Annotated in this window: 22 protein-coding genes; 9 read left to right on the forward strand and 13 right to left on the reverse strand. The window is 41.7% G+C overall.

Annotated features, from left to right (window positions below):
* Positions 1-3: 3 nt before the first annotated feature.
* Together ETB99_RS04325 and ETB99_RS04330 are read right to left on the reverse strand one after the other, a co-directional pair.
* Positions 4-744 (reverse strand): metal ABC transporter ATP-binding protein, encoded by a 741-nt coding sequence (locus ETB99_RS04325; protein ID WP_064221370.1) that lies wholly within the window; start codon positions 742-744, stop codon positions 4-6.
* Positions 741-1652, reverse strand: a complete 912-nt coding sequence (locus ETB99_RS04330; protein ID WP_077428474.1) for a metal ABC transporter solute-binding protein, Zn/Mn family — start codon at positions 1650-1652, stop codon at positions 741-743. The genes ETB99_RS04325 and ETB99_RS04330 overlap by 4 nt, the downstream gene beginning before the upstream one ends.
* Positions 1653-1952: 300 nt before the next feature.
* Here ETB99_RS04330 and ETB99_RS04335 point away from each other — a divergent pair, with 300 nt between their 5' ends.
* Complete coding sequence (locus tag ETB99_RS04335) at positions 1953-3263, forward strand: APC family permease (protein ID WP_171700002.1); 1311 nt, start codon at positions 1953-1955, stop codon at positions 3261-3263.
* A 16-nt stretch (positions 3264-3279) separates the two neighbouring features.
* On the opposite strand, the gene ETB99_RS04340 is transcribed toward ETB99_RS04335, so the two are convergent.
* Positions 3280-4248 carry a DUF1722 domain-containing protein gene (locus ETB99_RS04340; RefSeq protein WP_171700003.1) on the reverse strand — a complete coding sequence of 323 codons (969 nt, stop codon included), beginning with the start codon at positions 4246-4248 and terminating at the stop codon, positions 3280-3282.
* Positions 4249-4610: 362 nt separating this feature from the next.
* Between ETB99_RS04340 and ETB99_RS04345 the strand changes: the two genes are divergently transcribed.
* The 3 genes from ETB99_RS04345 (at position 4611) to ETB99_RS04355 (ending at position 7278) form a co-directional block, all read left to right on the forward strand.
* On the forward strand, positions 4611-5981 hold the full coding sequence (locus tag ETB99_RS04345) for a YjiH family protein (protein ID WP_171700004.1): 1371 nt from the start codon (positions 4611-4613) through the stop codon (positions 5979-5981).
* A gap of 96 nt (positions 5982-6077) precedes the next feature.
* Complete coding sequence (locus ETB99_RS04350) at positions 6078-6674, forward strand: nucleotidyl cyclase domain-containing protein (RefSeq protein WP_035020991.1); 597 nt, start codon at positions 6078-6080, stop codon at positions 6672-6674.
* Positions 6675-6819: 145 nt separating this feature from the next.
* Positions 6820-7278 (forward strand): hypothetical protein, encoded by a 459-nt coding sequence (locus ETB99_RS04355; protein WP_129000338.1) that lies wholly within the window; start codon positions 6820-6822, stop codon positions 7276-7278.
* A 42-nt stretch (positions 7279-7320) separates the two neighbouring features.
* Here ETB99_RS04355 and ETB99_RS04360 read toward each other — a convergent pair whose 3' ends face one another.
* Positions 7321-8247: an alpha/beta hydrolase gene (locus ETB99_RS04360; RefSeq protein ID WP_171700005.1), complete on the reverse strand. Its 927-nt coding sequence runs from the start codon at positions 8245-8247 to the stop codon at positions 7321-7323.
* A 95-nt stretch (positions 8248-8342) separates the two neighbouring features.
* Between ETB99_RS04360 and trhA the strand changes: the two genes are divergently transcribed.
* Positions 8343-8996: a PAQR family membrane homeostasis protein TrhA gene (gene trhA, locus ETB99_RS04365; protein WP_035018625.1), complete on the forward strand. Its 654-nt coding sequence runs from the start codon at positions 8343-8345 to the stop codon at positions 8994-8996.
* 30 nt (positions 8997-9026) lie between these two features.
* Here trhA and ETB99_RS04370 read toward each other — a convergent pair whose 3' ends face one another.
* The 5 genes from ETB99_RS04370 to ETB99_RS04390 form a co-directional block, all read right to left on the reverse strand.
* Positions 9027-10697, reverse strand: a complete 1671-nt coding sequence (locus ETB99_RS04370) for an acyl-CoA dehydrogenase family protein (protein ID WP_077428479.1) — start codon at positions 10695-10697, stop codon at positions 9027-9029.
* On the reverse strand, positions 10675-12204 hold the full coding sequence (locus tag ETB99_RS04375) for a class I adenylate-forming enzyme family protein (protein ID WP_077428480.1): 1530 nt from the start codon (positions 12202-12204) through the stop codon (positions 10675-10677). Before ETB99_RS04375 ends, ETB99_RS04370 begins: the two co-directional genes overlap by 23 nt.
* Positions 12201-12587: a MerR family transcriptional regulator gene (locus ETB99_RS04380; protein ID WP_041638323.1), complete on the reverse strand. Its 387-nt coding sequence runs from the start codon at positions 12585-12587 to the stop codon at positions 12201-12203. Before ETB99_RS04380 ends, ETB99_RS04375 begins: the two co-directional genes overlap by 4 nt.
* A 116-nt stretch (positions 12588-12703) precedes the next feature.
* Entirely contained in the window at positions 12704-14680 is a 1977-nt protein-coding gene (locus ETB99_RS04385; RefSeq protein WP_171700006.1) for an acetoacetate--CoA ligase, read from the reverse strand.
* A 114-nt stretch (positions 14681-14794) separates the two neighbouring features.
* The gene (locus tag ETB99_RS04390; protein WP_129000342.1) at positions 14795-16717 is read right to left on the reverse strand and encodes a FapA family protein; all 1923 of its coding nucleotides are present in this window, start codon (positions 16715-16717) and stop codon (positions 14795-14797) included.
* A gap of 117 nt (positions 16718-16834) precedes the next feature.
* On the opposite strand from ETB99_RS04390, the gene ETB99_RS04395 reads away from it, so the two are divergent.
* Complete coding sequence (locus ETB99_RS04395) at positions 16835-17305, forward strand: PCYCGC motif-containing (lipo)protein (RefSeq protein WP_129000343.1); 471 nt, start codon at positions 16835-16837, stop codon at positions 17303-17305.
* Positions 17306-17329: 24 nt separating this feature from the next.
* Here the strand turns inward: ETB99_RS04395 and ETB99_RS04400 are convergent, their stop codons facing one another.
* Together ETB99_RS04400 and ETB99_RS04405 are read right to left on the reverse strand one after the other, a co-directional pair.
* Entirely contained in the window at positions 17330-18559 is a 1230-nt protein-coding gene (locus ETB99_RS04400; RefSeq protein ID WP_077428484.1) for an ABC transporter permease, read from the reverse strand.
* Positions 18549-19451 (reverse strand): ABC transporter ATP-binding protein, encoded by a 903-nt coding sequence (locus ETB99_RS04405; protein WP_004890140.1) that lies wholly within the window; start codon positions 19449-19451, stop codon positions 18549-18551. The genes ETB99_RS04400 and ETB99_RS04405 overlap by 11 nt, the downstream gene beginning before the upstream one ends.
* A 155-nt stretch (positions 19452-19606) precedes the next feature.
* On the opposite strand from ETB99_RS04405, the gene ETB99_RS04410 reads away from it, so the two are divergent.
* From ETB99_RS04410 to ETB99_RS04420, 3 genes are all read left to right on the forward strand, one after another.
* A complete protein-coding gene (locus ETB99_RS04410; RefSeq protein WP_171700007.1) occupies positions 19607-19975 on the forward strand; it encodes a DUF1640 domain-containing protein in 369 nt (122 codons plus the stop codon).
* Positions 19976-20288: 313 nt separating this feature from the next.
* Entirely contained in the window at positions 20289-21407 is a 1119-nt protein-coding gene (proB, locus tag ETB99_RS04415) for a glutamate 5-kinase (protein WP_129000346.1), read from the forward strand.
* A 21-nt stretch (positions 21408-21428) separates the two neighbouring features.
* A complete protein-coding gene (locus tag ETB99_RS04420; protein ID WP_077428487.1) occupies positions 21429-22670 on the forward strand; it encodes a glutamate-5-semialdehyde dehydrogenase in 1242 nt (413 codons plus the stop codon).
* Between the two features lie 34 nt (positions 22671-22704).
* Here the strand turns inward: ETB99_RS04420 and ETB99_RS04425 are convergent, their stop codons facing one another.
* Entirely contained in the window at positions 22705-23538 is an 834-nt protein-coding gene (locus tag ETB99_RS04425) for a 5'-3' exonuclease (RefSeq protein WP_129000348.1), read from the reverse strand.
* Between the two features lie 573 nt (positions 23539-24111).
* On the reverse strand, positions 24112-24312 hold the full coding sequence (locus ETB99_RS04430) for a hypothetical protein (protein ID WP_025948821.1): 201 nt from the start codon (positions 24310-24312) through the stop codon (positions 24112-24114).
* Positions 24313-24316: the final 4 nt, after the last annotated feature.

Genomic DNA, 24316 nt, shown 5'->3' on the forward strand with positions numbered 1-24316 from the left:
CGTTCACCCCACAATATGTGTGGTAGAGAGAAAAGTCACTTTTCCACCATACGTGTTTTGAATATGATCATACGTGAATGTGCGTTCTGTTTCACCAAACGCTATGACACATTTATTTAACAATAAAACATAATCGAAATAATCTCGCACCGTTTGCAAATCATGATGGACAACCAATACCGTTTTTCCACGCGTTTTTAGTTCATTTAACAGTTGAATGATCGCTTTTTCTGTTGCGGCATCCACTCCAACAAACGGTTCATCCATAAGATAAATAGAAGCATCTTGTGCGAGTGCACGCGCTAAAAACACACGCTGCTGCTGTCCACCAGATAGTTGGCTAATTTGCCGTTTCGCATAAGGCAACATGCCGACTTTATCTAAACATTGCATTGCAATCTCTACGTCTTCTTTTCGTGGTCGTTTCCATAGTCCGATATGACCATATCTCCCCATTAATACAACATCAAGCGCATTCGTTGGAAAATCCCAATCAACAGAATTTCGTTGCGGAACGTATCCGACAAGATGTCTTTGCTTCTCATACGGTTGACCATATACGAAAACATTCCCGTGCATACGCGGAATAAAATTTAACATCGCCTTCATTAATGTTGATTTTCCTGCTCCGTTTGGACCGATAATCCCTACTAACTTTCCTTCTGGAACAGAAAATGATACATCTTCTAATACAAGTTGCCGATCATACGCAACTGTCATTTGGTCAACAACTAGCGGATTCATCGTCCTTCCCCCTTCAATGCTTGTGCAATCGTTTTAACATTGTAACGATACATACCAATGAACGTCCCTTCTTCAGTCCCCTTTTTTCCGAGCGCATCTGAAAATAGTTCTCCACCAATCGAAACGTGATGGCCACGCTGTTTTGCTCCTTCAACAACCGCTTCAATTGCCTTTTTCGATACACTGCTTTCCACAAATACAGCTTGAATATTTCGGTCAACAATCATATCAACAAGTTCTTGAATATCTTTCAATCCGTATTCTGCATCTGTACTTAACCCTTGTAGGCCAACTACTTCGATATCATACGCACGACCGAAATAATGAAAAGCATCATGGGCTGTAATTAAAACACGCTGTTTTTTTAGAATGGCGTTCATCTCTTTTTTGGCTTCCTCTTTTAACTGCATGAGTTGAGATTCATATGCTTCTGCTCGTTTTTGATATATTTGTTTATGTTTCGGATCCACTACACTTAATTCGTCTCTTACCTTTTGCGTTGCATATCTCCACAAATCAAGATCAAACCATATGTGCGGATCATATACTCCGTCTATTTCAATTAACTTCTCTTTCGGAATCGTTTCACTTACTGCGACGACTTTTTTCGTTTTTGACATTTTTGTGAATATTTCTCCGAGTTTTCCTTCTAAATGAAGCCCGTTGTAAAAGATGATGTCTGCTTGACTTAACTTCTGAATGTCACCTTGTGTCGCTTTATACAAATGCGGATCTACCCCTGGCCCCATCAACGCTTCCACATGAACATACTCTCCCCCGACATGTTCAACTAAATCTGCAATTTGCCCCGTTGTAGCGACAACGTAAATAACGTCTTTTTTAGGTGCTTTCGTTTCACAACCGAACAACAATAATAAAACGGTCCATACAACCAACCATTTTTTCATATGCATCCTCCTTCAAAAGTTGTATAAGGATATAAAAGTTTCCTCAATGCAACATAAAGCCAAAAAAATTTGTTTGCCGCCCATTATATGCATGAACAAAAAACGTGTGACATGTGGAACAAGCAAACAATAATGATTAAGGTTAAAAAAGTTTCTTTAGACCAAATTTAATTTTATCTTATTCTTTTCTTTTCTCCCTGTCAATATTTTAATTTTCAAAAAAAGAAGTTTTCATTCATCTCATGCTATAATATCGATTGTCCGACACAAAAAAACAACTGTTTTTTAGAGGTGAACAACATGACGAAAACAGAATTGAAACAAAGCATCGGCTTTATTACAGCAACAGCCATCGTCGTTGGTACTGTGATAGGATCCGGTATCTTTATGAAACCCGCTGTTGTCATTGAAGCAACTGGAAATTCAACATTTGCTCTTCTCGCTTGGATTATCGGGGGAATCATTACGTTAGCTAGTGGGTTAACGATTGCAGAAGTGAGCTCAAAAATTCCTGAAACAGGTGGATTGTACGTATATATTGAAAAAGTTTACGGGAAGTTTTGGGGCTTTTTATGCGGATGGGTACAAATCATCATTTATGGGCCTGCCGTCATCGGTGCACTAGGGCTGTATTTTGGTACACTGTTTGCAGGTATTTTTTCTCTACCAAAAGAAAGCGAACTTTGGATCGGGATCATGGCAGTCTTGTTTTTGTCCGTTGTAAATATGCTTGGTTCTCAGTTTGGTGGAATCGTTCAAAGTGTGTTAACGGCAGCAAAACTATTGCCTATTTTTCTTATTATTGTCTTTGGTGTAGTGAAAGGAAATGTACCGATTTTCGGCATGGATAGCGGCTCTAGTCAAGCAATAAACTTCGGGGCGGCAGTTTTAGCAACATTGTGGGCGTACGATGGATGGATGAACGTTGGGTTTGTTGCTGGTGAGATGAAAAATCCGGCAAAGACGTTACCAAAAGCGATTATCACCGGTATTCTTATTGTCATGTTTGCCTATGTAGCTGTGAATGTAGCATTACTTCACGTGCTTCGCGCTGATGACATTGTTGCACTCGGTCCGAATGCAGCGAGTGAAGCTGCAACCATTTTATTCGGATCATTTGGTGGAAAATTGATCGCTATTGGCATTTTAATTTCTATTTTTGGTTGTTTAAATGGAAAAGTACTCACATTCCCTCGCATGCCATTGGCAATGGCAATAGATGGGCTATTTCCACTTGCTCGTTATTTTTCTCGCATCCATCCAAAGTGGCGCACACCTGTATTAGCAACGTTCATGCAAATTACTATTGCAATTATCATGATGTTACTTGGTAATGCAGATCGCTTAACGGATATTGCTATTTTTAGTGTCTTTTTATTTTACGGCTTTGCTTTTTATGCGGTATTTTTATTACGAAAATCATTACCATCTAACGAACAATTATATCGAGTGCCATTTTATCCTTTCACCCCGATTGTTGCTATTGTTGGCACAGCATATATTATTATAAGTACGGCACTCCATGCACCGCTCGATACATTTTTATCGATTGTTGTGACGATATCTGGCATTCCGGTGTATTATATCGTTACAAAAAAGCGACAAGGATAACCCTTTGTCGCTTCTTTTAATAATCTCTTCCTTTTCCTGAATCCGTCACGTCAAGTAACGGTTCTGGATAAGGTTGAAAATATCGTTGTTTCAACAAATATTCGTTTTGATAGCGAATGGCCCATGAACGAATGACGGCTGTTACACTACTTAGCGGCAGCTTGCCTGCCCGATATTTTTCTAACAGCTCATGGACATACCGTTTTTCCTCACCACTCAACTCATGTTTAAAATAACCGATCATATGTTGACAAACATTAATGTTCGAATTTCGACGGGATCGTCGTGCAGACAACTCATATAATGTTTGTTCATATCGCAAAAATACTTCTTCAATCGGCAAACGAACACGATTTGCAACAATATTTCCTAATTGCTTCAATTTCTGTTGATGATAAGCCATAAATAAATATTTATGCTCCGCATGAAATTCAACAAGTCGATGGTGCGAATTTGTCTGTTTTACCTCTCGAAATAAGGCAAGTGTAAATAACTTCGTCAAAAAATGCTCTCGAATAACGAAATTCGTTAATCGTCCCTCTTCTTCCACAGCTTTATGTGCAAACATTCGCAATACATGTTCTGCAAACATACCAGTTCCCTTGCCTAGCGCAGGTCCTTTTTTCTTACTGCTGTATATTTTGACGTCTTTTATCCCACATGAAGGTGACCGACTTTTTAAAATAAAGCCATCTACCTCTAATAGTTGTTTTAAAAATGAAACAGAAAACTCATTCATTTGCTCGGTGATGTCCGTTTCGGTTGATGGCTGAACAAGCCGAACATGTTCATCTTCTTTGACCAGCCGAATCGTCTCACGCGGTGTACCGAGACCGATGCGCATTTCTGGGCAAATCGGGATAAACTGCACGAACGGCGCTAGCTTATGTACGACTTCATCGTTTAGTTGATCACCGTTATAACGACACGGGGAAAAACCGAGACATTCACTTACAACAACGATTGGTTTTGCATAATGCCACACTACTCGTACCCCTTTCACACATATTTTCGCTTATCATATCGCATAAACAGAAAAAATACACGCATCAATGTGTTGAAAAAAACAAAAAATTTTGAATTTGAACGTTTATACAAAAAAATGATTGATTATATCGTCACTTTGTTTTATTATGCTTTATGTTGCCTATTTTACTATAACTTAATTATTATTTATTCGTATTTGTGTATTTGTATAATTTTATACTTTCATATTTATGCAGTCCTTATCGCTCATTTATATTTCTGAATCATTTTGCTATATTGACTATTTTCATTTTTATATTACGATAGTAGTAATGTTATGTATCCGTTTTCAAAACATAAAATGGAAGGTGGTTTTAGAAAATGAATGTCGTACAAAAAGAAAAACATACACAATCGCATCATCTCTCTGACATACTGAAATTTCTTATTCCTTCGCTTGTTGGGGTATTTTTATTTATGATCCCTGTTCCTTATAAAGGTGAGATGACGATCCCTGTAGCTATTTTAGCTAAATGGGTCGAAGGAAACTTTTCTTCAGTCATTCCGACAATTTCTGTTTTATTTATGTTTATCGCTACGGTTGGCACAATCGTTGCAAAAATTGCTTATCCTTCTTTCATCATGAACAGCTCATTTCTTCGGCGTTTATTCGATGTGAATGGTTTGTTCGTCGTTGCGCGCATCGTTGGAACAATTTTAGGAGCGATGACGTTGTGGAAAATCGGTCCGGAATGGGTATGGTCAGAAAATACAGGTGCTTTGCTGTTGTATAGTCTCATTCCCATTTTGTTTTCCGTCTTTTTATTTGCAGGCTTGTTTTTACCTTTACTATTAGATTTCGGATTACTTGAATTATGTGGCGCACTTTTAACAAAGATTATGCGTCCGGTATTTAAATTACCTGGTCGCTCGTCCATTGACTGTATTGCTTCTTGGTTAGGGGACGGAACGATCGGCGTATTGTTAACAAATAAACAATATGAAGACGGCTTTTATACGAAGCGAGAAGCAGCGGTGATTGGAACAACTTTTTCCGTTGTATCGATTACATTTAGCATCGTTGTCATCACGTATATGAAACTTGAACATATGTTTGGCGCATACTATCTTACGATCGTCGTTGCTGGTCTTGTAGCCGCGATCATTATGCCGCGTATCCCTCCATTATCAAAAAAGCCAGACACATATTATCATGAACATCACGCTCCCGTTGATGAAACAGTACCAGCTGGCTATACTCCTTTTCAATGGGGATTAAAACAGGCAACAGAAGTGGCACAGCGCAATAGCGACATGGGGAAATTATTGAAAAACGGTGTACAAACCGTGATCGATATGTGGTTAGGCGTATTACCTGTCGTTATGGCCATTGGAACGGTCGCATTAATTATCGCCGAAACAACACCGGTATTTGAATGGCTCGGTAAACCGTTTGTACCGATCTTGACGCTCCTACAAGTGCCAGAAGCGTCAGCCGCTGCACAAACGATGGTTGTCGGCTTTGCGGACATGTTTTTACCTGCCATTATCGGTAGCGGCATTGAAAGTGAATTTACTCGCTTTGTTATCGCTTGTGTTTCTGTAACACAATTGATTTACATGTCCGAAGTAGGCGGATTGCTACTTGCGTCAAAACTACCAATTACGTTTAAGGATCTCGTTGTCATTTTCCTTCTTCGCACATTTATTACGTTACCAATTATCGTTTTTATTGCACATTTCATTTTTTAACGCAAAAGGGCAGTCATCTCGCCCTTTTTTTATTTCACTTTTATTTGTCCATCCCAATGGCGCGTTTGATTCATAGTATGAAGAGGGGTGACGTATATGCTTAAACAACATATCGGAAAAACAATCGGCTTATTTGTTAGCCAACTTGTATTGTTACCAGAAATAATGGCTATGAACGGTACAATTGATTTAACACAACTCCATGGAACAGAATTATATGTTGTCATTGGTTTTTACGTGTTTCAGACGATTATCGGCATTTATTTTGGTAATCGATATGATCGAAAAGCTTGTGTAAAAGATCTAATATATCAGCTAAAAAGCAAAGACTTTGCTGCGAGTACATTCGAAAAAATCGCAGCGCTCGTTGATCGCGACCCAGATAGTCGTTTAACAATCTATTTGCTCCAAACGAAAAAAGACAGTCATCCCCAACAACAAACTGCCTTCGAACAGCTGTTAGTCGAGACAACGCGAAAAAGTGATATCGTAGCCAAATGGTCAAATGACCAGTATTTAATTATCGCTGTCGAAAATAACGCAAAACCTTCGACACTGATTGAGAGAATTAAACAAAATAGCCCGATATCTTTTCTCGTCGGCTATGCGACATATCCAATCGAAGGGGAACAATTACAACAGTTATTACAAGTGGCGAAAGAACGAATGTATGCTACACGTACGACAAAATAAGCGATTCAAACATATATATAAAAATAGTTTGTCCATTTCGACAAATTATGATAAGATGACGGCGAAGGCATTTCATCAAACTCCTCTTCATATTTCCCACTAGAAATGCCGTATACCTTTAGGATGAAAGGTAGGTGAATCAGGCGTGCAAGAACAACTTCTCCTCCAGCTCGTTAACCTCGTCCAAAACTTATCCGAAGACATGCAATGGATGAAGCAAGAAATACAAACAATGAAGCAAGAGATGCAAACAATGAAGCAAGAAATGCAAACAATGAAGCAAGAAATGCAAACAATGAAGCAAGAAATGCAAACAATGAAGCAAGAAATGCACGAATTAAAAACAAAAGTGCATAAGCAGGAAGAAGATATTCATTGGTTAAAAGAGCAAATGAAAGAAAATACAGCAATGATCAAGGCTATTCGAGACAATCAATTAGAACAACGTAGCCTTCAAGATGCTATGCGTCATGAAATTGCCCACATTCGTGAGGAAATGGCTACAAAGCAGGACATTGCCTATATCCACGAACGACTTGACTATCAGCTCGGCCGTATTGCACGCGCAGAGGAAGAGTTGCACATGCTCAAAAAAGCAAACTAAAAGCAAAGCCGTCGCTCCTCTCTTGGAACGACGGTTTGTCTTTTATTTTTGCACTTTTTCTAGAAATGCTAACATATGCTTAATATATTCCTCTTCATACATCGCAAAACTTTTCACATGTTTGGCTTTGTCCGTGAGCCAAAGTTCAAACGCTTCTGGATGTTTGTTGTACATCACCACACTTTCTTCATATGGAATAGATGGATCGGCTTTGCTATGAATAAATAAAATCGGCCGTGGAGCAATTGCATCAACCGCTTTGATCGGCACCGACTCGGCTGGATCTAAATCAGTAATCATCGGAATAAGGGTAATGATTAAATACGTAAACGGAACGTTCGGTAAATGCGTCCATACAGGCATATATGTGCGCAAATATCCTTCTAAATCGCTAAACGGGCTGTCGGCAATAACCGCTTTTACCTCTTTATCCATTCCTGCTGCTAAAATCGACGTTGCTGCTCCCATCGATACTCCATACAGAACAATCGGTTCGACATAATGTTGTTTTGCATAATCAATGACACCAAGCAAATCATGTTTTTCTTTTGCGCCAATCGTTGTCATGTCTCCTTCCGATTCGCCGCTTGCGCGAAAATCAAACATAATGACGCGATATCCTTCGTCTGTTAGTGCTTTAGCAATTGGCAAAAACGGGACGTTTGGTTCGTAGCGATTGCCGCCATATCCATGCGAAAAAATAACGGTCATTTTCGCTTGTTTCATTGGCTCAATCACCCACCCTTTCAGCTTTAGTCCGCCGTCTTTACTTGTAAATGTCACATCTTGATAAGCCATTTCATAAGCCTTCGGCGTTTCGACGACTGCTTTTCGCTCTTTATGTGTCAAATTCCAACCGACGTAAATGGAAATGGCGACACACGCAATCGCCGCAAGTAACAACACACCAATAAACGATGGTACAAGCCATTTTTTTGTCTTTCGTTGCCTTTCTACCTGTATTTGCATCGTCCTCACCTCTCTTTTTTCCATTATGTCGCGAACGAAAACAACAATGCACAAAAATGTATATCGATGTGGTACAATAAACAAAATGTCTTTCAATGAAAGGAATGAGACTATTGGCTTTTACCCATACGTTTACGAAAGAAGAAGAAATCGTGCATGCGATTACTCATGGCATCGGTGCGGTGTTTAGTATCGCGGCGCTCGTTATTTTGACGGTCATGGCTGCGATGTACGGAAATGCATGGCACGTTGTTAGTTTTACGTTGTTTGGAAGCACGATGCTTATTTTGTATTTGTCATCAACGATTGTGCACGCGTTGCCGGAAGGGCGCTGGAAGCGATTGTTTGAAATTTTCGACCATTCGGCGATTTACTTTTTTATTGCAGGCACGTATACGCCGTTTCTGTTTTTAGCGGTGAGAGGAGCGATCGGTTGGACATTGTTTGGCATCGTCTGGGGGCTTGCACTCTTCGGTACCGTATTTAAATGCTTTTTCGTCGATCGGTTTTTATATACATCGACGATTATATATATCATCATGGGCTGGTTGATTGTATTTGCATGGAAACCGCTCGTTTCCAGCCTTTCGCCAAACGGTGTGTTATATTTAGTCATCGGCGGAATTTTGTACACAGTCGGCGCTGTTTTTTACGTATGGCGCGGCTTTAAATTTCATCATGCCGTCTGGCACTTGTTTGTATTAGGCGGGTCTGTGGCTCATTTTTTGGCGGTGTTTGTTTTACTATAAGGCAAGGAACCGACTTGGTCCCTTGCCTTCTTATACTTCTACCTCTTTCGTTTCATTCATCACTAAATCAAAATGACGAACCGATAACATCTCGGCATCGAATAAATCGCATCCCCAAATATGCTGTAAGAAAAGGCGGGCGATAATTTGTTTTCGTTCGTTTTCTTCCGCTTCTTTTAACGCTATGACGCTCAAATACAAGTCGCAAAGGCGATTGGCGATTTTTTTGGCGTGATACGTTTGCACGTCTTCTGGCTGTCCGTGAAGTTGTTTTAGAGACTGTATGAGTTCATGCAACCCGCTTTCGACCGGTTTAGCAAATGCGCGTATTCCCACAGGAAGTGCAGCTAGTTGTTCGTTTATTGTTTGAATAAACGTTTCATGGACGCGATATTTACGGATGAGGCGCAACACCTCAAGTCCTAAAATGTTTGCTGTTCCTTCCCATACGGTCAATACTTGGGCATCGCGAAGCAAGCGCGGGGTGACGAAATCTTCGATGTAGCCGTTGCCGCCATGCATTTCAATCGCTTCATGGGCAAATGCAATCGCTTCTTCGGCTGTTCGCATTTTTAAAAGCGCAATTAATAAGCGATTCCACGCTTTTTCTTGCTCAGACGCTTGGTCCGGCGTGCGCATCACACGGTCAAAAAAGGAAATGAGCTCAAAACAAGCGCTCGTTTGCACTTCTTGACGCGCCGTTAAGTTGGCTAACGTTTCTTTCACCATCGGATATGATGTAAGTGTATGTCCAAACGCTTGACGATTGACTGCGTATTGCTTTGCCTCTTCTAGCGCCCGTTTCATAATGCCAATCGAAGCGACGGCGTTGCAGACGCGCGATAAATTGAGCGCTTCCATCATATAGTAAAACCCTTTTTTCGCATCGCCAATTAAATAAGCTTTTGCCCCTTCAAATACGACTTCCGCTGACGGCACAGCGCGAACACCAAGTTTATCTTTTAAACGCCGAATGTGAATGCCGTTTAATGCCCCGTCCTCATTGCGCCACGGCACTAAAAATAAACTAAGCCCTTTCGTCCCCGCCTCGCTTCCGTCGATGCGCGCAAGCACTAAAGCAACTCCGCACATGCCAGCGTTGCTCGCAAAATATTTTTCTCCGTAAATTTCATAATGATCCCCGCATAAAACAGCGCGCACTTCATTGGCACCGACGTCCGAACCGCCTTGCCGCTCGGTTAAAAACGTCGCGCCTTCATACAGCTCGACTTCGCCCGTCGAAATGACGTGCGGCAAATATTTCGCTTTAATTTTTTCGTCAGCAAAATGCTCTAATACGTACGCCGTTGCCATCGTGAGCGTCACCGGGCAATAAAACCCTGGCTCGACTTGTGATAACAAATATCCTTGCGCGTACGAATAGACGTAATTGCCAACACGACCAAGCGCAGGAATCGGTTTATGGACATAACCGACAATTCCTGTTTCATACGTTTCCTTCACTGTTTGTTTATATCCTTCGTTCACCCATATTTCAGAAACATCATTGCCAAAACGGTCATATTTGAGGAGTCGCGGCTGTCCTTCGCGGTCTGTATGTACCGCGCGCCGGTCGATATCGGTCATGCAAAGCTTCCAAAACTTCTCTAACTCTTCTTCGGCGTACGCATAAAACTCTTCGTCTAAATATTTTTTTAAATTGGCAAATAAGTTCGGATCAACTTCGCGTAGCTGTTTCATTGTGTATCCCCCTCAACACCTGTTTTAATATTTTTCCTGTTGCGTTGCGCGGTAGTTCAGGAATGGCTTCATATAGCTTTGGAATTTTATAGTCTGCAAGTTTATCCGAAAGAAAACGTTTACATTCTTCCGCAAGCTGCTCGATCGGTTCTTTTGTGACAACAAACGCTTTCACCGTTTCTCCCCATTCTGGATGCGGCACGCCAACAACCGCCACATCAACAATCGCTGGGTGCAACTTTAGCGCGTCTTCCACTTCTTTCGGGTAAACGTTCACTCCCCCAGAGATGATCATATCTTTTTTTCGATCGACAATCCAAATGTAGCCATCTTCATCACGGCGCGCTAAATCACCTGTATATAGCCAACCGTTTTTCACCGTTTCCGCTGTTTTTTTCTCGTCTTTGTAATAACCTTTCATTGTGCCTTCACCAGCTAAGATGATTTCACCAATTTCACCTGGTGGAACGTCATTGCCGCGTTCATCGACGATTTTTACTTCGCAATGAAGGGCGGCATCTTTGCCAACGCTCCCTGCCTTTGTCGCATGTTCTTCCGGTGATAAATACGTTCCGTTTGGTCCAGCTTCCGTTAGTCCGTACAAACACATGAGCCGATTCGTGCGAAACTGTTTGGCGACAAATTGCACTTCATTTGCCAATAACGGTGCTCCCCCATACGTCCAATATTGGACAGACGATAAATCGTATTCGTGAAGGCGTGGGTGTTTTGCCGTGAGTAAATAGGCGACTGGTGCTCCGAAAAAGTGGGTAATTTGATGTTTTGTGACAAGTTCTAACAATGCTTCTGGGGAAAACGTTGGTGATAACACATGGGTGGCCCCGACGTACATCCCGCCGACAAAAAATAAATGAAGCGGTGCGGAATGGCTAAGCGGCATCATATGCAACAGGCGGCTATGTTTATCCATTTTCGTCTCTAGCGCCATCATCGTTGCGACAGCGAAAATATTGCGCGCTGTAAACAATACTCCTTTTGGTTTACCAGTCGTTCCAGATGTGTATAAAATCGTCGTTTCGTCCTCTTCGCTCAGCGGACAAACAATTGGGGAAGAATCGCCGCTAGCAATGAGCTGCGATAACGAACGCCAACCTTCTATTGCTTCCCCTGTTTTCACCCAAATGACGTCAACCTTATGAACAAGCGAGGCAAGTTCTTGATAAATCCAATCATGTGCGATGACCGCTTTTGCTTCGCTATGGTCAATAATGTATTGCACTTCTTGGGCAGTTAGCCGCGCGTTAATTGGTACGATGATGGCACCAAGACGCAAGACGGCAAAATACGCATATACAAATTCTTTCACATTTGGCATATACAACACGACTTTATCGCCTCGTTTGATGCCGAGCGAAGCAAGCGAAGAAGCGAGCCGATTGACCGTATCATCTACTTCTCGATAAGAAAGCGACACGTCGCCATCAATGAGTGCTATTTTGTTCGGAAACTTTCGCGCATTGCGCGCTAACAACTCGGAAATGTTCATTCGATCCCCTCCAACTTTTGTAATCGTTCGCGAAAATCTGCTAAAATCGACTCCATCTCTTGTTTTAACTGCATTAAATCCTCAATCCGCTCCGTCACCTCCTTTAATTTTTGTTCGCCGTATGCGATTGTTTTTTCCAGTTGTTTTCGGCCAGTGCGATCGTTGTCAAACAAGCTAATCATTTCGTGAATTTCTTCTAACGAAAAACCGAATCGTTTCCCGCGCAAAATGAGTTTTAACACCGCTCGATCTTTTTTCGTATACAGCCGCTGGCCTGACTCGGTGCGAATGGGTGAAATGAGCCCGCGTTCCTCATAATAGCGAATCGTTCGCGTGCTAATATCAAACTGCTCGGCCAGTTGGGAGATTGTATAGTAATTCATTGCTTCCACCTTTATTTTTAATTTTCTGAATTTTATTTTAGTTTACGTTTACGTAAAAGTCAATAAGAAAAGCAGCGCACACCACTAAGGCTGTTACCAAACGGCAACAGCCTTGCTTATACATTCGAATGCTCCCATTGTTTCGCCAGCTCAATAAAGAAGGAAAGCGATTCAGGGTTCGCCATCGAGCCAACGTTTACCGCTTTTTCGAGCGGGAAGCCTAATAAAAGTTTACGAATCGGGATTTCCATTTTCTTTCCGTTTAACGTTTTTGGGATTTGGTCGACTTGGTAAATCGCATCCGGAATAAAGCGTGGCGATACGTGCGCTTTAATGGCATCTTTCACTCGTTGTTTTAATACGTCATCTAGCTCTACCCCTGGCTGAAGAACGACAAACAGCGGCATAAACGATTTTCTTCCCATCACTTCTAAGTCAATAACTAAACTGTCGAGAATGCCATCGACTGTTTCCACCGCCCGATAAATTTCGCTCGTGCCCATGCGCACGCCCGCGCGGTTAATCGTCGAATCCGAACGACCGTAAATGACGCAGCTTCCTTCAGCATCAATTTTAATCCAATCCCCATGTTTCCACACGCCTGGATACGTATCAAAATAGCTTTCGAGGTAGCGACGGTCGTTTTCATCGTTCCAGAAAAAGAGTGGCATCGACGGCATCGGTTCCGTGATGACTAATTCCCCGACTTCATTGATCAGCGAATGTCCATGTTCATCAAATGCCTGTACGTTTGCCCCGAGCGAACGGCATTGCAGCATGCCTGCACGAACCGGCAAAATGGGCGACCCGCCGACAAACGCGGTGCATACATCCGTTCCGCCACTGCATGAGACGAGCCAAACGTCTTTCACATGTTCATACACCCAAAGAAACCCTTCGGTCGTCAGTGGGGATCCTGTCGAGAGAACCGCTTGCAAGTGTGAAAAATCGTAAGTGTCTTTCGGACGAATGCCTTGTTTCATACAAACGTTAATAAACGCTGCGCTTGTGCCAAAATGCGTAATTTTTGCTTTTTCGGCAAGCTCCCATAAGACGTTCGCATCTGGAAACGTTGGGCTTCCGTCATATAACACAACTGTTGCCCCAACTAACAGCCCACCAATTAAAAAGTTCCACATCATCCAACCCGTCGTCGTAAACCAGAAAAATGTGCTATCACGCGCAATATTGCATTCAATCGATAAAATTTTTAAATGCTCTAATAAAATGCCCCCATGCCCTTGTACAATTGGCTTTGGCAATCCGGTCGTTCCAGAAGAATATAAAATCCATAACGGATGATCGAACGGAACTTGTTCATAATAAAGTTCACTTCGTTCTTTCACGAGATCCGTCCATAATAAAACGGAATCGTCCCATGCGCGTACATCGTCACGTAAATACGGAACGACAATCGTCTTTTTTAGCGACGGAAGTTTTTCTTGCAGTTCTTTCACAACTGGTACTTTATCAAACGTTTTCCCGTTATATTGACAACCATCTACCGCAAACAACACCGTCGGCTCAATTTGTTGGAAGCGGTCGATGACGCTGTTGGCGCCAAAATCGGGAGAACAACTAGACCAGATCGCGCCAATGCTCGCGCACGCCAAAAACGCAACGACGGTTTCCGGAATGTTTGGCATATAAGCAACGACGCGATCTCCTTGCTTGACCCCCAGTTTTTTCAGCGCCGAAGCGACGGCTGCCGTTTGTTGTTTTAACTCTTTCCACGTCACTTCACGCACCGAAACGTGTTCGGAACGGAACAAAAGCGCTGGCTTCTCCTGCATGTTGCGAAAAATATGTTCCACATAGTTTAGCCGTGCCCCTGGAAACCAGTTTGCCCGTGGCATTTTTCGTTCTTCTAACACACTGGTATACGGTGCAGACGACTGAACGCTGCAATATTCCCACACCGTTTCCCAAAATTGCTCAAGATTCTCGACCGACCATTTCCATAACGCCGCATGCGAATCAAACGTAAGCCCTTTTTTTGCTTCTAGCCAATTCACATACTTTTTCACGCTTGATTGTTCGATTTGTTCTTTCGTTGGCGTCCATAAAATATCCCCATCCGTAATCGCTTTCATTTTCTAGCCCCCTTCTTCAAAAAGAAAGAAAATTAAGAACATTTACATTATACTATATGATTATCCGAAAAATATACAAAAAGACGCATCGGCTTTGTTGGCCATGCGTCTTTTTTATCCAAATACAATTTCTTGACGTTCGTCGTCCCATTTCATTTCAACGTGTTTTTTCTCTTCATAAAATGTATACGTCTTTTTACCAAATTGTACAACTGTTCCTTCCCATGCGTGTTCAATATAGATCGTCTCCCCTTTTGGAACAGCTAATACAGTCTTAATCCCGAGCGAAGAGCCAACTTCTTTAATTTTCATCCCTTTTTGCGCATACGCTTCACCACCGCGTAACACTCCGTGAACAGTCAATGTGCCTCCAGCATAAATGTTACAATTGTAACACCCTTTTCCCGTTACAACGACATCTCCACTTCCGTGAATGACGCTATTTAAAGCATAAGAAAGTTCAATCACATCGTTTTCTTCGCGATCATATTGCCCAATAAATGTATTAAGTTCTCGAAGCAAATTCGCCATGCCTTCTAAACAATGAAAATGATTCGGACGATCAGCGAGCAAGCAACCATCCAACTGTGAGCCAATATCGAACCATTGTTCACCAATTTGTTCGCGCTTTTGCTCACACATCGTTTTATACTGTTTCATCGCTTCCATCGTCGTTTGAAACTTGCTTTCAAGCAATCTCTTCGTCAGCGGATAAATATCTTGTTCGCGAATTTTAGACATGACCATTAGTTGTTGAATCGCAACAATCATTCGCTCAAGTGAGTGGCGAATTTGTTGTAATAAACCGATAAGCTTGGTCACAATCATTTTGTTTTCTCCTGATGTCACCGTACCGCTAATGACGTTTTGTTGAATAAAAATCGATTGTTGCGCACGAATTTTTGCGCGATTGACATTTTGTAAAATCATAATGCTACCGAGCGCTTCCACAACCATTTCATCTTGAACGTTTCCTGTAATTTCAACATCGCCTTTAAAATGAATGTTTCCTACTGATAAATCGACATCGCCTTGATGAACAAGCTTTGGAAGGATGGAGACGACAACCATCTTTCCCTTTTTCGCAATTTGCGGTCGCCCGCCTGTTGTTGCTAAAATGCGGTTTCCATCCATCGTTACTCCCTTACCAAGTTTAATCATCACCGGATGTACTTCACGTACAGGTATCACGTCATTTGTGATGGTTAATCCTGTTTTACCTGGCAGCGGTGGATGAACAATCGCAATCAAGTCACCTTCACCAACGGTCGCAATCATTTCTATTTCACGATAATCAACGGTTCCGTCTTCACGAACTTTCGGTGTTCTTTTCCCCTCGCCTACTTTTACCTCTACCCATCCGTCCTTTCCTTCTGTTGGCTCAATTCCTTTTGCGATGACGACGGTTACTTTTTTCTCGGAATGCAGTGCTTCACGAATCGCTTCCTCATTCACTCCATACACAATCCCTAATTCTTGCAGTTTCGTCATCACTTGCTCGTATGACACATCATAAATAAGCTCTGTCTCCATTTTTGCATGTATATACAATTTACTAGATGGTTGTTTATCTTCCAATATATATCGACGTCGCACCCCAGGGGCGAACGTTAATGTTGCTTCTAACTTTCTAACATCTACATCAATTCTCCAAACGGATTGAGCGATGCTTTCTTCTTTTGGATAAATGCGGACGTCGTCGCCTTCTTGTAACGTGATGCTTCCTTCGACTTGTTGACCATTATGTAAACAGATGACACCTTCACCGATTACGATCGTTGGGCTTACGTCCAAACATTCGTAATACAACGTACCATCTTGAATCCATGCTTTTCCTTCAACTTGTTGAATCATTTGGTTTGCTTGCTGTTTCTTCGTTAGTCGAACAACGGCAGGTTGCGAGACGACTCCAAACAACTTTTTGCGCTCTTGTTGCACAACTTCGATGATTACTTCTTCGCGCGTTGCTTGAAGCTGTTTGAGCCCCTCTTCAATCGCTTCTTCCACCGTTTTTCCTTTTACTTCGATGCAATCCATTTTTCCCCCGCCTTTTTCCTTACCATTTACTATTGTTTTTATTATAATAGTAAAGAGATAAAAGAAATAGTGAAAAAAGTCGGAACCCTTTATCATTTTAGAAAAAGGATGGTTGAGATGAGAAAACGATTGATGCTTAACGCAATGATCTCTACTAGTTTATTGCTTAGTGGTTGTGTACAACAAGAAGAAAAACATACTGCAGAACACGAAACGGGTGATATACGGGAAGAAACAAACTCGATTCGCGATCTCCCATCATTTTTGGCTTCCTATAATGAATCGATGTCTCATTTATATGAACAGGCTGCGACACATCAAAAGTTGTTAGAAAACATACCTTGTTATTGTGGTTGCGGTGAATCAGTCGGTCATGAGAACAATTATGATTGTTTTGTACATGAAAATAAAAGCAACGGTGCAATCGTTTGGGACGATCACGCAACAAAATGCGGAGTTTGTTTAGAGATCGCCGCTATTTCTATTGAACAATATGAAAAAGGAATGTCGATCAAAGATATTCGTCACCTTATTGATGAAACATATAAAGAAGGCTATGCGAAGCCGACACCGACAAAGCCGATGTAAAAACCGAGCTGTTTGCTCGGTTTTTCATTTTTTCGTTAATTGCCATGCCCGTTTGAGATCTTTCCATGAAGACGCTTGATTGTACATGAGCACGCCCCCGCGATATATTTTTGAACCAAACACAAATAAAAAAGCGATTGTCCCAATGAGCAAAGCAATGCTAAGAGCGATTTCCCAAACTGGAACGTTTAGCATTCCGATTCGTAAAAACATAATCATTGGAGCAAAAAATGGAACAAACGACATTGCTGCAATAAACGGAGATTCCGGTGCATTCAAGCCAAACATCGCCATAATAAACGCAGCGACAACTAACATTGTGACAGGTCCAGCCATTTGTTGCACTTCTTCTACTCGACTGACAATCGAGCCAAGTACCGCAAATAACATCGCGTACAACAAATAACCGAGCAAGAAAAAGATAATGCCGTACGTAATTAAAGAAAGCGGGAGTTCATTCATACCAAGCAACTGACGCAATATATCGCTTTGTTTCATCGAGACATAGCCAACTGAAAAAATAAACATAAACTGCGTCAAACTTAACAAAGCAACTCCTAAAATTTTTCCGAACAATTGTTGAACAGGTGAGATACTTGAAATTAAAATTTCCATAATACGTGATGATTTTTCCGTTGCTACTTCCATCATAATCATACTTCCGTACATTAACACGAACATATACATCGCAAACAATAGCACATATACGATCGCTCTTGCTTGATTTAATTGTTCTTCTGTTTTTGCATGTTCTTCAAGCGCTACTTTTTCTATGGCAATTGGAGCATATAATGCGTTTATTTGTTCATACGTTAATCCAATTTGTTTTGCCATCATCGCAATTTTAACTTGTTGCAACGCCTGCTCAATGCCATGAATGACATCACTATCTGCAATATTTTTTGCATAATATGTCACTTTCGGCTGACCGTTTTGTACATCAAGTACAATATACGCATACCACTTTTCTGTTTGGACAAGTTCTTTTGCCTGTTCCTCACTTTTATCATGGCGAACAAGTTTTATTTCTTTATTCGATTGCAATTGCGATTGCAATGCTTCGTACCACCCATTTGTTTCATCAATAACACCAATTGTTTTTTGACCATTATCGCTAAACGCTTCAATGATACGATCTAACTGACTAATACCAAATACAATAAAAGCAGTAATGATCGTTGAAATGAAAAAAGACTTTGATTTTAATTTCGTTACGTACGTGTGAAGAAAAACGATCCAAAACTTATTGTTCATACGCTGCACCTACTTTCTCGATAAAAATGTCATTGAGCGATGGTTCTTCTAGCGAAAACGTACGAATAAATCCTTTTGCATAAATATGTTCAAGAATGCGCTGGGATACACTTTCATCTGCTATTTGTAAGCGAACTCCTTCAACCGTTTTCTCCATTTTTAATACGCCAGGAACGTTTGTTAATGTTTCAAACGGAAGTTCTCCGTGAATAATGACATTTTTCTTGCCGAAAGATTGCTTAATTTCTTTAATTGATCCATGAACAATAGGTCTTCCTTTATGCATAATGCATATATGTTCACATAATTGTTCAACATGTTCCATCCGATGACTTGAAAAGACAATCGTTGTTCCTTGTTGTTGTAAATCTATTACTGCCTTTTTCAACATTTCAACATTTACCGGATCTAATCCGCTGAATGGTTCATCTAAAATCAGCAATTGCGGACGATGTAACACCGCAGCGATAAATTGAATTTTTTGTTGATTACCTTTCGATAACTGTTCTACTTTTTGATTTTCATATTGTGGGATTTTAAAACGCTCCAGCCAATTGTGCATTTCTTTCACAATTTCTTCTTTATGTAATCCTCGCAATCTTCCTAAATAAATGAGTTGTTCTTTTACTTTTAACTTTGGATACAATCCTCTTTCTTCCGGCAAATATCCGATGAGATGACTATGTTTATACGTAATATGCTCACCGTTCCATGTAATCTCCCCTTTCGTTGGCTCAAGCAATCCTAAGATCATTCGAAATGTTGTCGTTTTTCCTGCTCCGTTCGCCCCCAGAAATCCAAATATACCCTTTTCCGGAATAGACAACGTCACATCATCTACTGCTGTAAACGAGCCAAACTGTTTTGTTACATGTTGCAACACTAATCCCATGTTTTCCACTCCTTTCCCTTTTATTCCATTATAACGTATGATGTTAGGTAAAAGTTTCATCTATTTACTTTTTATGATCGGAAAATGATGAGAAACATACTTCTTTCTTGTCCGTCATTCATTTATAATGAAAAATAAAAGGGGGGTGAATCAAAGTGGACAGGGAAACAATTGTAAAAGAAATTGTGAAAGCGCTCGAACTATTCTCAAACAAAATTCATTACGAAATGAAGGAAATGAACAATCAGCTCCGGACGGAAATGCAAGAGATGGGCAACCAGCTTCGTTCGGAAATGCAAGAAATGGGACAACAGCTTCGCTCGGAAATTCGAGGTGTAGAAAGCAACTTAGAAACGAGAATTGACGCTCTTAAACAAGAAATGGACAAACAGTTCGAGCAGCTAAACGAAAAAGTTGATCTACTACGCGATGAATTAACCGACACGCAAGAAACCGTTGATCTGCTTTCTTCCAAAACACTCCAACATGAGCGAAAACTTCGTCTTTTATCCAAACAGTTGTAAAATCCATTGACATCTTCGCTTTTTTGTTTCATAATTCTAAAAAATATAATAAGTGAAAAAGGCACGGGACGAGTAAACCGATGGAACGTGCAAGAGAGTGGAACCCATAGGCTGGAAGGTTCCTCACGGAAAGTCGGTTGAACCTACCCTATACGGCCGCTTATGCAAACATAAGCCGTTTTCTCCTACGTTACAGGGCAAGAGGTGGGCGCGATTTGCGCCAAAAAAGGTGGTACCGCGGAAACGACGCTTTTCCGTCCTTTTCTATAAGGGCGGAAGAGCGTTTTTTATTTTGTAGTAAAGGAGTGAAATAGTGAAAAAAAAACGAATCGTTATAAAAATTGGCAGTAGCTCATTAACAGAAACAAACGGCACACTCTCGGAGCAAAAGATTCGTGAACATGTCGAAGCACTGGCGTATATGAAACAACTTGGACACGATGTCATTCTCATTTCTTCTGGAGCGGTCGCCGCTGGGTTTGGATTGCTCGGGTATCGCTCGCGACCAAAAACAATCGCAGGAAAACAAGCAGCTGCCGCAGTCGGGCAAGGTGTGCTCATGCAAAGCTACATTTCTGCTTTTCGTTCGTTTGGTATCGTTACCGGGCAATTGTTGTTAACACGCGCAGATTTTTACGATCGCGAGCGATTTCGCAATTTGTTTGCGACGATTTCGACGCTGCTCGACCGCGGAGTGCTTCCGATTATTAATGAAAACGACTCTGTCTCTGTTGAAGAGTTAACGTTTGGGGATAACGATTTATTGTCCGCCTTGGTGAGCGGTTTTTTGCATGCCGATGCCTTAATCATTTTAACGGATATTAACGGGCTGTATGACCAACACCCGAGCCATCTGGAAGCGAAAAAATATCATTTTCTTTCGGAAATTACTGACGAACTGATGGAACAAGCAGGCGGAAGCGGATCAACGGTTGGCACAGGAGGTATGAAATCGAAGCTACTTGCCGCGCAAAAGGCGCTTTCCTTCGGTGTCAGCGTCTTTATCGGTACAGGAACAGGAAAAGAAAAACTGAAGCATATTTTAGAAGGAAAAGGCGATGGGACGTATATCGGCTCCCCTTTTCAAGAACATATGCAAATGCGCAAACAATGGATTGCATACCATTCCGAAGTCACCGGAGCAATCGAAATCGATGAAGGAGCAGAAACAGCCATTTTGCATAAAGGAAAAAGTTTATTACCTGCTGGTGTGACGAATGTATTCGGTTCGTTTCAAGCGCTAGATGTCGTCAATGTCGTCAATCAAAAAGGCGATGTGATCGCTAGAGGGCAAGTATATTATGCGGCAAGCGATTTAGCGAAGGTAAAAGGGCTTTCAAGTGAAAAAGCAAAACGATACTCTTTCCATCATCGTCCAGAAGTCATTCATCGCGACAACTTAGTATGTTTAAAAAGGATATCTGTTTGTTGAAAACGAAAGGAGCGAAAAGGAATGAGCGAACTAATCGCCAAAGCGAAAAAATTAAAGCAAGCTGCCAAGCAATTAGGGATATTGTCAACAGAAGAAAAAAATGAGGCGCTTTCGATGATCGCAGAAGCGTTAATTGCGCAAATGCCATATCTTTTACAAGAAAATGAAAAAGATATGGCGAACGGGAAAGAAAACGGTCTCTCCCCTTCCCTACTTGATCGTTTGCAATTAACAGAAGAACGCATCAAGCAAATCGCCAATGGCGTCCAACAAGTCATCGACCTACCAGATCCGATTGGCGAAACGATCGAACAATGGACGCGACCAAATGGGCTATTCTTAAAACAAATTCGTGTGCCGCTTGGCGTCGTCGGCATGGTGTATGAAGCACGACCAAATGTCACCGTCGATGCGGCTAGCCTTTGCTTAAAAACAGGAAATGCTGTCTTGTTGCGCGGCAGTTCTTCCGCCATTTACTCAAACAAAGCGCTCGTTTCGGTCATGCAAGAGGCGCTAAAACGTTCGTCGGTTCCAACCGATACGATTCAACTACTAGAAGATACGAGTCGCGAAACGGCACAACATATGTTTCGTTTAAAGGAATATGTAGACGTACTCATCCCGCGCGGCGGCGCTGGCCTTATTCAATCGGTCGTCGAAAACGCCACGATTCCTGTGTTAGAAACAGGTGTCGGCAATTGCCATATTTTCATTGACGACTCTGCCGAAAAAGAAATGGCGATTGATATTGTCATAAACGCCAAACTGCAGCGCCCGTCCGTTTGCAATGCAGTTGAAACGGTCATCATTCATCAAAAATGGCCATATATAAACGAGTTGCTTGAAACGTTGCACGAAAAAGGGATCGAATTGCGTGCCGACAAACAGCTTGCGGCTACATATCCGTTCGTCCGTGAAGCGACAGAAGAAGATTGGGCAACCGAATTTTTAGCCCCGATTCTAGCGGTGAAGCTCGTTGAAACAGTCGATGAAGCGATAGAGCATATTGAGCGCTACGGCACAAAACATTCCGAAGCAATTATTTCTGAATGTAAGGAACACGTGGAGCAATTTTTCGCTCGCGTCGATGCCGCTGTATTGTATCATAACGCCTCTACCCGCTTCACCGATGGCGAACAGTTCGGATACGGTGCGGAAATCGGCATTAGCACACAAAAACTGCACGCTCGCGGTCCAATGGGTTTGCGTGCCATCACGACAACAAAAACGCTCGTGTACGGGAACGGGCAAGTGCGGACATAAAAACCAGCCTCTATATGGGGCTGGGTTTTTCGTCTTACCGAATCGCTTCTAATACTTCCGCAAACCACTTACGCTCATCATCCCATCTCGCCTCTTCCAATCGCAACGAAATTGGGATATCGCAATGAATGGCTGCCAGTTTGCGCGACAAATGAAGCAAGTCGAGATGTTCGGTTATTTTTTGTTGCTGTGCGTTTGTTAAGTTCGCTAAGTTTTCCAAGATTCCTTCAATCGAACCGTATCGTTGAATGAGTTTAAACGCTTGTTTTTCCCCGATGCCGCGCACGCCTGGATAATTGTCGCTCGGATCACCCATAAGCGCCTTCACATCAATAAGCTGATGAGGCTGAATCCCTTTTTCTTGAGTAAAGCGTTCGAGCGTATACGCCTCATAGTTGCCAATGCCTTTTGCCAACAAATAAACAGTGACATGTTCCGAAAGAAGCTGAAATAAATCGCGGTCTCCTGTCATAATAGAAATTTGCATATGTTCGCGATATTGCTTGACGAGCGAGCCGATGCAATCATCCGCCTCCGCACCGAGCACGCCGATATTCGGAATGCCAAGCATCGCAACCACTTCTTTCGCTAAATCAAACTGCGGAATTAATTCATGCGGCGGCTCGCCACGATTTGCCTTATAGTCTGGAAACCATTCGGTGCGAAACGTCGTACTTCCCATATCCCAACAACAAACGACATGCGTTGGTTGAAGTACATTTGTAGCCGCTTCGATTTGTTTCACTACCCCATATACCGCATTCGTCGGCACCCCACGGCTATTCATCATCCAACGTGGTGCTGTCGCATAAAACGACCGAAACAATAACGCCATTCCATCAATTAATAACAAATGTCCTCGTTCCATCTTCGTTGTCCTTTCTATGTATCGATGCAACAAGTATAACAAAAAACCACCCCATATGGGATGGTGGAAATGATGAAGCTAACCGTTCGCAAATAATCTTCTTCCGATATTGTATCTAACTGCTCCAACATCAAGACAAAAGCAACCGACGGGTAAAATGGCATCGATACAAGCGTTGCGACTACACCTTCTGTCACTGCACAAACAAGCAAAATGAGCAACAACGAAAACAGAAAATGCAAAAAAAAACATGAGCTTAATAGTGAAACCAACAAAAACAACAACGCAGTCGATAGGAATGCCTTCTTCAAAATTTTTTCATACTATCTTCACAATCGGGATAACAGAAAAAGAAAAATGAAAATACACGTGTAAAACAGTATCTTTTCTCGCGGTTTTCCTTTTCGTTCAATAAGCACATACAACAAAAACGTAATAATAAGTGAGCATAACAGTTGAAAGAACATAAAATCCACCTTATTCTCATCTTTACCGCTTTCTAATTCCAATTATAAACCCATATGTTCCTTCCATACAGCTATTTTCTAAAATAAATTGTATATAAAAACCACCCTACGATAAAGGGTGGCTCACATGAGAAGAAACGCGAATTGTTTGTTTTTTTGTTAGCTCTTCATCGACTTTTAACAGTTCTTTTTTCTCCCAGCTGACGAAGTAGTCTTCCCATAAGACGTGGCAACGATCGGCAGTCACTTCTAACACAATTCCTCTCGTTCCATCCGTATAGACGACGCAATCTCCGATGTGAAACATAGCG

It is taken from the genome of Anoxybacillus sp. CHMUD, from assembly GCF_013096965.1.
Classification (GTDB): Bacteria; Bacillota; Bacilli; order Bacillales; family Anoxybacillaceae; genus Anoxybacillus; species Anoxybacillus kestanbolensis_A.

Excerpts from the sequence above, each read along its gene's own strand:
- ETB99_RS04325 (WP_064221370.1), bottom strand. The coding sequence starts at position 744 with ATGAATCCGCTAGTTGTTGACCAAATGACAGTTGCGTATGATCGGCAA.
- ETB99_RS04330 (WP_077428474.1), bottom strand. The coding sequence starts at position 1,652 with ATGAAAAAATGGTTGGTTGTATGGACCGTTTTATTATTGTTGTTCGGT.
- ETB99_RS04335 (WP_171700002.1), top strand. The coding sequence starts at position 1,953 with ATGACGAAAACAGAATTGAAACAAAGCATCGGCTTTATTACAGCAACA.
- ETB99_RS04345 (WP_171700004.1), top strand. The coding sequence starts at position 4,611 with ATGAATGTCGTACAAAAAGAAAAACATACACAATCGCATCATCTCTCT.
- ETB99_RS04350 (WP_035020991.1), top strand. The coding sequence starts at position 6,078 with ATGCTTAAACAACATATCGGAAAAACAATCGGCTTATTTGTTAGCCAA.
- ETB99_RS04360 (WP_171700005.1), bottom strand. The coding sequence starts at position 8,247 with ATGCAAATACAGGTAGAAAGGCAACGAAAGACAAAAAAATGGCTTGTA.
- trhA (WP_035018625.1), top strand. The coding sequence starts at position 8,343 with ATGAAAGGAATGAGACTATTGGCTTTTACCCATACGTTTACGAAAGAA.
- ETB99_RS04370 (WP_077428479.1), bottom strand. The coding sequence starts at position 10,697 with ATGAAACAGCTACGCGAAGTTGATCCGAACTTATTTGCCAATTTAAAA.
- ETB99_RS04375 (WP_077428480.1), bottom strand. The coding sequence starts at position 12,204 with ATGAACATTTCCGAGTTGTTAGCGCGCAATGCGCGAAAGTTTCCGAAC.
- ETB99_RS04380 (WP_041638323.1), bottom strand. The coding sequence starts at position 12,587 with ATGAATTACTATACAATCTCCCAACTGGCCGAGCAGTTTGATATTAGC.
- ETB99_RS04385 (WP_171700006.1), bottom strand. The coding sequence starts at position 14,680 with ATGAAAGCGATTACGGATGGGGATATTTTATGGACGCCAACGAAAGAA.
- ETB99_RS04390 (WP_129000342.1), bottom strand. The coding sequence starts at position 16,717 with ATGGATTGCATCGAAGTAAAAGGAAAAACGGTGGAAGAAGCGATTGAA.
- ETB99_RS04395 (WP_129000343.1), top strand. The coding sequence starts at position 16,835 with ATGAGAAAACGATTGATGCTTAACGCAATGATCTCTACTAGTTTATTG.
- ETB99_RS04400 (WP_077428484.1), bottom strand. The coding sequence starts at position 18,559 with ATGAACAATAAGTTTTGGATCGTTTTTCTTCACACGTACGTAACGAAA.
- ETB99_RS04405 (WP_004890140.1), bottom strand. The coding sequence starts at position 19,451 with ATGGGATTAGTGTTGCAACATGTAACAAAACAGTTTGGCTCGTTTACA.
- ETB99_RS04420 (WP_077428487.1), top strand. The coding sequence starts at position 21,429 with ATGAGCGAACTAATCGCCAAAGCGAAAAAATTAAAGCAAGCTGCCAAG.
- ETB99_RS04425 (WP_129000348.1), bottom strand. The coding sequence starts at position 23,538 with ATGGAACGAGGACATTTGTTATTAATTGATGGAATGGCGTTATTGTTT.
- ETB99_RS04430 (WP_025948821.1), bottom strand. The coding sequence starts at position 24,312 with ATGTTTCACATCGGAGATTGCGTCGTCTATACGGATGGAACGAGAGGA.